The following is a 6,712-nucleotide window of genomic DNA, read 5'->3' as shown; positions in this document are numbered from 1 at the left end:
GCCGGCGCCGGCCCGGCAGCCGGCGCCACGGCGACCGGCGCTGCCGGCTTGCGGCGCGGCGGCGCGGGCGGCGTTTCGAAGCGCACCGGCGGGGCTTCATCCGGTGGTGGCAGATCAATCGACACGGGTGCGGACACAACCTCCGCGGGCGCGGCCAGCGGTGGCTGCGGAAGCGGCGGGTCGGAAACCGCCGCCTCCGCCATCGCCGGTCCGGGCATCGGGGCCGCGGGCTGCTCGATCACCAACTCGATGGTCCATGGCTCGGGCTGCGGGCGCGGCCCCTGCCGCGCCAGCAGAACGACGGCGAGCGCAGCCACGGCATGCAGCGCGAGCGAGCAGGCCAAGCCGGCTGCCTCGCGTGCCTGCCGGCGTGCGCGAGCCAGCAGCATGCCTGCTTCCGGCAGATCCATGGCAGCTGTCGTCACCAGCGAACCTCGATACCGACATAAACGGCGTGACCGTCGCCCGGGTTGTAGAGCGAGTCCGTCGCCAGAGCGACCGGGCGCGCCGCCGTGTTCGACACATAGGTCTTGTCCAGCAGGTTGCGGGCATCGACGAAGAAGCTGAGTCCCGCTTCCGGATAGTCGAAGCCGACCTTCAGGCCGAGCAGGGCGTAGGGCCGCGTCTTCAGGTCCCGCGTATTGGCATTGTCGACGAAATAGCCGCGCGGCACCCACTCGACATTCGGCGCGACGTAGAAACCGAGCGGGTGGCTGTAGCGCAGCTCGCCGCGAAGCAAGTGCCGCGGGGCGCCGGGCAGCTCGTTGTCGCCGAAACTGGGATCGTTGTCGAAGCGGAAGTCGCCGAGCGTATAGGCGATGCGCGTCGAGAGCCGGTCGCGCGCCTCGCTCTGGACGAACAGGCCGCGCAACAGGTCGACCGTGACGCCCGCTTCGATGCCCTGGTGGATCGTCTTGTCAGCGTTGACGGCGAAGCCGCCGGCGCCGCTGCCCGCCACGACGAAGAGCTGCAGCTCGTCTTTCACCCAGGCGCGGTAGGCGGTCAGGTCGAAAGCGATGCGGCCGCCGAGCAACTCGCCGCGGGTGCCGATCTCCGCCGTCCAGGCTTTCTGCGCATCCAGATCGGCGAAGCCCGGCGTCGCGCTCGGGTTCAGCTCGCCGAAGGTCGGCGGCTCGGTCGATCGGTTGAGATTGGCGAATACCTGCAGTGCCGGTTCCGGCTCCCACAGCACGCCGATCTTCGGATTGACCGAGGTGAAGTTCTTGCGTCCGCTGTCGTCGCCGTTGGAAAGGAAGTTGTCGTCGAGCTCGCGCCGGGCCTGGTTGACCTGGGCGCCGCCGACCAGCGCCAGGTCCGGCAGCACCCAGAGGCGGCCTTCGCCATATCCGGTCAGGTTCCACGACATCTCGTCGACATCGTTCTGCAGCGCGCCACGATGGCCGCCGACATTGGCGAACTGCCGGCCGCGATTGACGCCGTAGGCGAGGTTGCTGCCGACCACGAAGCCCGCGCGCAGGCCGGCGACGCGGCCTTCGCCGGTCAAACGGCTGGTGACGCCGTAATCCTGGGTCTGCTGGTCGATCACCGCGAAGGTCAGCGGATGGAACAGGTTCTTGTCCTTGAAATAGGCGCTGAGCGTCGCCTCGTGATCGCCGACGAGGAACATCGTGCGGTTGGCGAGCCGGATGGAGGTCTGGTCGCGCTTGGTGTCGAGGCTGTAATTGGCCGCGGGCGTGAAAGTCGGCGCCGAATAGGCGAGGCTGCGGGTCAGCGCGCCTGGGATGCGCTGGTCGATGTTGTTGTAGCCGAGGAAGAATCGGGTCTCGACCGTCTCGTTCGGCCGGAAGCCGACATTGCCGTTGAGCCGCGCATAGGTGCCGTTCGAGTGATCGCGGAAGCCTTCGGTGTGGGTGAAGGTAGGGGACGCCCACATATCCCACGGGCCGACCACATGCGACGCGGCGAGCTGCGCGACCTGGGTGTCGAAGCTGCCGACCTGGCCGCGGGCGAGCAGCTTCGGCGCGTCGCGGCCGGTCGGGGAGACGAAGTTGAGCACGCCGCCCAAGGTCGCAGCGCCGTATTGCAGGCCGTTGGCGCCCTTGTAGACCTCGACATAGCGGGTCGACAGCGGATCGATCTCCTGCGTGTCGCCGAACGGGTCGGTGCGGTTGTTGAGCACGCCGTCGATCAGGATCAGCGCGCCGCGCAGGTGGTTGTTGTGCGACAGGCCGGAGCCGCGGATCGACAGCCGCGAATCCTGCTGGCCGTACTTCGACTGCACGAAGACGCCGGGCACGAAATCGAGCGCGTCCTTGATCGTCGTCGCCTTGCTGTCGCGGAACTCGCTGTCCGGCACCAGATCGACGCCGCCCGGAATCCGTTCGATCAGGCGCTTCGCTTCCGCCGGGTTCGGCACGGTGAGCGATTCCTTCACCGGCGTGGCGGTGACTTTCAGGGCATCGGTGCGGGCTTCGTTCTGGGCGAGTGCCGGCGCGGCGGCGGCAAGCGCGAGCGCGGCGGCGCCGCGCACGACAAATGATGTGCGGTTCACGTGGAATATCCCCCGGTTGGCCATCTGGGTGGCCGGTCGATGTCAGTGCTGATGCGTGGCGGGCGCGGCGCGCAGGCGCACGAATGGCGCCGGTGCTTTGAGGTCGCCCCATTTCTGGCCTTCGGCCGGGATCTCGACCCAGCGGCTCTCGCCTCGCTCGCATTGCTGCACGGTGGCGAACCAGAGCGTCGCGCCGGCCGGGCCGGCGGGCAGCTTCAGGCTCAGCCCGAACTCGTCGAAATGCTCGTTCGGCAGCGGGCCGCCGCGCCAAGTGACCGTATCGACCGTCTCGGTGATGGTCGTGCCGTGACCGCCGGGCACCGGCAGATCGACCGGCCGCTTGGTCAAGGTGATGGCCCAGCCGGGCTTGGCCTGCGGCTTCACCGCCAGCGTGCCGGGCGGCAAGGTTATGGTGACGGCGATGGTGGCAGATCCGGCACAGCCATGCGGGATGCGGAAGGCCGTGCGGAAATAGCCGCCGGCCGGCCCTTCATTCGGTTCGGCAACGATATGGGCTTGGCCGACCGCCGGAGCGGTCAGCGCGGCGGTGAGCGCCGCGATACGGATGATGGGGGTCATGGTGTTTCCGTGACGCAGGAACGGCGGATGCACGGGCCATCAGGCCCGTGCGGCGAGCGTTCGGTCAGACGGAAGCGGGCGGTGCGCGGGGATGTGAGGGCGGATAGCGCGGGCTGGCCGGCGAGGCGGCCGGCTCGATCCGCGGCGGCAACTCGATCGTCGTAAGCGCGACGCCGATCTCGGGCTGCGCCGGCGGCGGCAGAGCGGACGCGGGCGCGCCGATCGGGCAGCCGGGACAAGCCGGCGGCAGCTTGCCGGTCTGATCCACCGGCTCGAACGAGCCGTCATCGGCGATGCGGACCTGCTTCGGCCCTTCGGCAGTGCAGATGACGAGGATTCCGGGCACGGCCTGCGCCGCCATCGCCGCCGCATGGGCGAGCGGCATGATGGCCTGAAGGAACAGCGCAAGCAGGGCCAGCAGCGTCGCGCCGCCCTTTCCAGGCCGAATGCTCCCCATCCTCCGCATGCGAACGATTCCTAGAACGGTTCGCGTCATCCGACAATGCGGCGCCCCGCCGCGTCAGCTGCGGCCGTCGGCGCGGAGCTCGTAGAACAAGGTGGCGATGTTGCGGTTCTTCGGGTTCTCGAAGCTGCGGATATGGCGCATGCCGATGCGCTCCGCCACCAGGCGCGAGCCGTGATGGTTCCACGGCATGTTGGCGTGCAGCGCCGGCAGGCCGAGATTGGCGAAGGCGAAGTCGCGTACCGCCGCCGCCGCCTCGACCGCCAGGCCCTGCCCCCAGAGCGGGCGTGCGATGATCCAGCCGATATCGTTGACCGGCTCGCCGTCCATCTCGGTCGCCACCACGCCGCAATCGCCGACCACCGCCCCCCTCGCCTTCGACAGCAGGGCGAAGCGGCCGAAGCCGCGCTCCGCATAGCGGGTGAGCGACCGCTCGATCCAGGCCCGGCTGTCCGCCCGCGTGAAGGGCGCGGGCCAGAACGCCATGGTGCGCCGGTCGCCCTGGATCGCGTGCAGCGCAGCCACGTCGTCCAGGGTCCAACGGCGGACCAGAAGGCGTGGCGTTTCGATCAGCACGTTAACCCTCCCCCTAAACGCGCCGGTAACCTCGGTTGACGGATAATCACGCCCATGAGCATCGAATCCGTCACCACCGGCAGCGTCCTCGGCAAAGCCGTCGAGGGCATCAGCCGCGCCACCGAGAAGCTGAACGAGGCAGCCCAGAGCATCGCCGAGGGCAATCTCGACCCGGCCGATTTCGTCAAGATGATCCAAGCGGAAACCGCGGCCGGCGCCAATGTCGCCGTCGCCCGCACCGCGGACGAAACCTTCAAGCGCCTGCTCGACATCAAGGTCTGACGGCGAGCCAGCCGTCGCGCGTCTCCTGCGCGGAGACAAAAAGGGCCCGCTCTCGCGGGCCCTTTCGCGTTGGCGCGACCGCGGTCAGCCGACGATCTCGAGCCCGCTGAAGAAGAAGGCAATCTCGTCCTTCGCCGTCTCCGGCGCGTCCGAGCCGTGCACGGAGTTCGCTTCGATGCTCTCGGCGAAATCCTTGCGGATGGTCCCGGCGGCGGCATTGGCCGGGTTGGTGGCGCCCATGATCTCGCGGTTCCGGGCGACGGCGCCCTCGCCTTCCAGCACCTGCGCCACCACCGGGCCGGACACCATGAAGGCGCAGAGATCGTTGAAGAACGGCCGCGCCTTGTGCACGGCGTAGAACGCCTCGGCCTGGGCGCGGGACAGCTGCAGGCGCTTCTGGGCGACGATGCGCAGCCCCGCCTTCTCGAACCGTTCGTTGATGGCGCCGGTCAAGTTGCGGCGGGTCGCGTCCGGCTTGATGATCGACAGCGTGCGTTCAATGGCCATGGCGGGCCGGCTCCTTATGGTGCATTGCGGCAGGGGAAGCCGGGGCCTTATAGCCATGCGCCGGCGCGCGTCAAGCCGCAGCGATGGACGGACGGAAGCGGGTCGCCGTAAAAGATGCGAAGAGCGCCACGGAGCGCGAAGGCCTAATTCTCGGCTTCCTCGGCGGTTCGTTAAGCCGCCCGCACCGTCTGCACGAACTTCGCCACCTCGCCGCGCAGCGCCTGCGACTGGCGGGTCAGTTCGGCCGCGGCGGTAAGCACCTTGTTGGCCGCCTCGCCCGTCTGCCGGGTCACCTGGGTGACCGACTGAATATCGGCCGAGACGCGTTGCGTACCGGTCGATGCCTGCTGCACGTTGCGGGCGATCTCCTGCGTCGCCGAGCCCTGCTCCTCGACCGTGCCAGCGATCGTGCCGGCAATGTCGCGCATGCGGCCGATCGTGGCCCCAATGGCCCGGATCGCCTCGGCGGAGGACTGGGTCGTCGACTGGATGCCGCCGATCTGATCGCTGATCTCCTGTGTCGCCTTGGCGGTCTGATTGGCCAGGTTCTTCACCTCGCTCGCCACTACGGCGAAGCCCTTGCCGGCCTCGCCGGCGCGAGCCGCCTCGATCGTCGCATTGAGCGCGAGCAGATTGGTCTGGCTGGCGATAGAGGTAATCAGCTGCACGATCGCACCGATCTTTTCCGCGGCCTGGACAAGCTGGTTCACTTGCGTGTTGCTCGCCTCGACCTGCTGCACCGCTTCGCCAGAAATCTGCGTCGAGCTACCCACCTGGCGGCTGATCTCCTGCACCGAGGCCGTGAGCTCCTCGGTCGCCGACGCCACCGTCTGTACGTTGGCGGAGGCCTCTTCGGAGGCGGCGGCGACCGCCTTGACACGCTGGTCTGTGGTGCCGGCCGCGCCCACCATCTGCTCGGCCAGGCCCTTCATCTCGTCGGCCGCGCGGGCAACGGAATGCACGACCTCGCCGACTGCGCGCTCGAAGCCGTCCGCCAGGGTGGCGAGTTCCTGCTTCCGCTTCGACTCGGCAGCGGCGGCGGCGCGCAGTTCGGCGCGCCGCGCCTCGGCCTCGGCCTCGGTCTGCTCCCGCCGGCGCCGATCATCGGCTTCGCGAGCCGCCTTGGCGGCCGCCTGCTCCTGCCGCTCGCGGTCACGGCGTTCGACGTCCGCGTAGGCGCGCGCCTCTTCGGCGCGGGCAAACTCGGCCTCCTGCGCGCGCCGCGCGGCCTCCGCCTCGCCCAGTGCCGTTTCGGCGCGGGTCACCGCATCCGCCGAGGTCACGAACATGCGTTCGAGCGTCACGCAGAGCCAGACCAGCGTGCCACATTCAGCCACGACGATGACCGCGTGCAGAACGACACGGGGAAAACTGGCCCCATCCGGAAACACAGCAGCCGGCAGCAGGAAGTTGAGACTCAGATGGTGTACGGTAGTGACCGCCGCGGCGGCGACGATGACGCGCCAGTCGCAGAAGATCGCCAGTACCGCGAAGGACGCGAAATAGTACACGTGCAGATCGATCTGCCAGGGGCCGGCGGCGCGCAGCACGAATGCCGACACCATGCCCACCAAGACGACGCCGATCAGCAGCCGCGTCGCCACGCTGGCGCCGCCACGAAGCCAGGAGAAGGTGACAGCCGCTGCCGCCAGGCCGGCGGTGAGCTCGACGCCGAGGCCCATGGTGCCGTTGAGCCAGCCAATCGCCAGCAGAATGCCGACATGCGCCCACAGCGCGATCACCATCCAGCGGACTGCGGTCAGACGAAGCGAATGCAGTGTCGTCGTCATCCT

General features: G+C 68.8%; 7 protein-coding genes and 1 pseudogene. 1 reads left to right on the top strand and 7 read right to left on the bottom strand.

All coding sequences use genetic code 11. The features are described from left to right. The 5 genes and pseudogenes from DT074_RS23760 to DT074_RS28245 form a co-directional block, all read right to left on the bottom strand. Positions 1-410, bottom strand: a pseudogene (locus DT074_RS23760) (hypothetical protein); the annotation flags it as partial. A gap of 11 nt (positions 411-421) precedes the next feature. Then, positions 422-2,512 carry a TonB-dependent receptor family protein gene (locus DT074_RS23755; protein WP_162915160.1) on the bottom strand — a complete coding sequence of 697 codons (2,091 nt, stop codon included), beginning with the start codon at positions 2,510-2,512 and terminating at the stop codon, positions 422-424. A 42-nt stretch (positions 2,513-2,554) separates the two neighbouring features. Beyond that, a complete protein-coding gene (locus DT074_RS23750; protein WP_119422355.1) occupies positions 2,555-3,091 on the bottom strand; it encodes a YcnI family protein in 537 nt (178 codons plus the stop codon). 64 nt (positions 3,092-3,155) lie between these two features. Next, positions 3,156-3,557: a DUF2946 family protein gene (locus tag DT074_RS23745; RefSeq protein WP_162915159.1), complete on the bottom strand. Its 402-nt coding sequence runs from the start codon at positions 3,555-3,557 to the stop codon at positions 3,156-3,158. 54 nt (positions 3,558-3,611) lie between these two features. Further along, complete coding sequence (locus DT074_RS28245) at positions 3,612-4,130, bottom strand: GNAT family N-acetyltransferase (RefSeq protein ID WP_162915158.1); 519 nt, start codon at positions 4,128-4,130, stop codon at positions 3,612-3,614. 54 nt (positions 4,131-4,184) lie between these two features. Between DT074_RS28245 and DT074_RS28240 the strand changes: the two genes are divergently transcribed. Continuing rightward, entirely contained in the window at positions 4,185-4,412 is a 228-nt protein-coding gene (locus tag DT074_RS28240) for a flagellar hook protein FlgE (RefSeq protein ID WP_162915157.1), read from the top strand. Positions 4,413-4,496: 84 nt separating this feature from the next. Here DT074_RS28240 and ndk read toward each other — a convergent pair whose 3' ends face one another. Beyond that, complete coding sequence (gene ndk / locus DT074_RS23735) at positions 4,497-4,919, bottom strand: nucleoside-diphosphate kinase (protein WP_119422352.1); 423 nt, start codon at positions 4,917-4,919, stop codon at positions 4,497-4,499. A 170-nt stretch (positions 4,920-5,089) separates the two neighbouring features. After that, complete coding sequence (locus tag DT074_RS23730; RefSeq protein ID WP_119422351.1) at positions 5,090-6,709, bottom strand: methyl-accepting chemotaxis protein; 1,620 nt, start codon at positions 6,707-6,709, stop codon at positions 5,090-5,092. Positions 6,710-6,712: the final 3 nt, after the last annotated feature.

The sequence above is a fragment of the Desertibaculum subflavum genome (genome assembly GCA_003576705.1).
GTDB classification, from domain to species: domain Bacteria; phylum Pseudomonadota; class Alphaproteobacteria; order Ferrovibrionales; family Ferrovibrionaceae; genus Desertibaculum; species Desertibaculum subflavum.
This window is presented reverse-complemented; position numbering and strand designations above follow the sequence as displayed.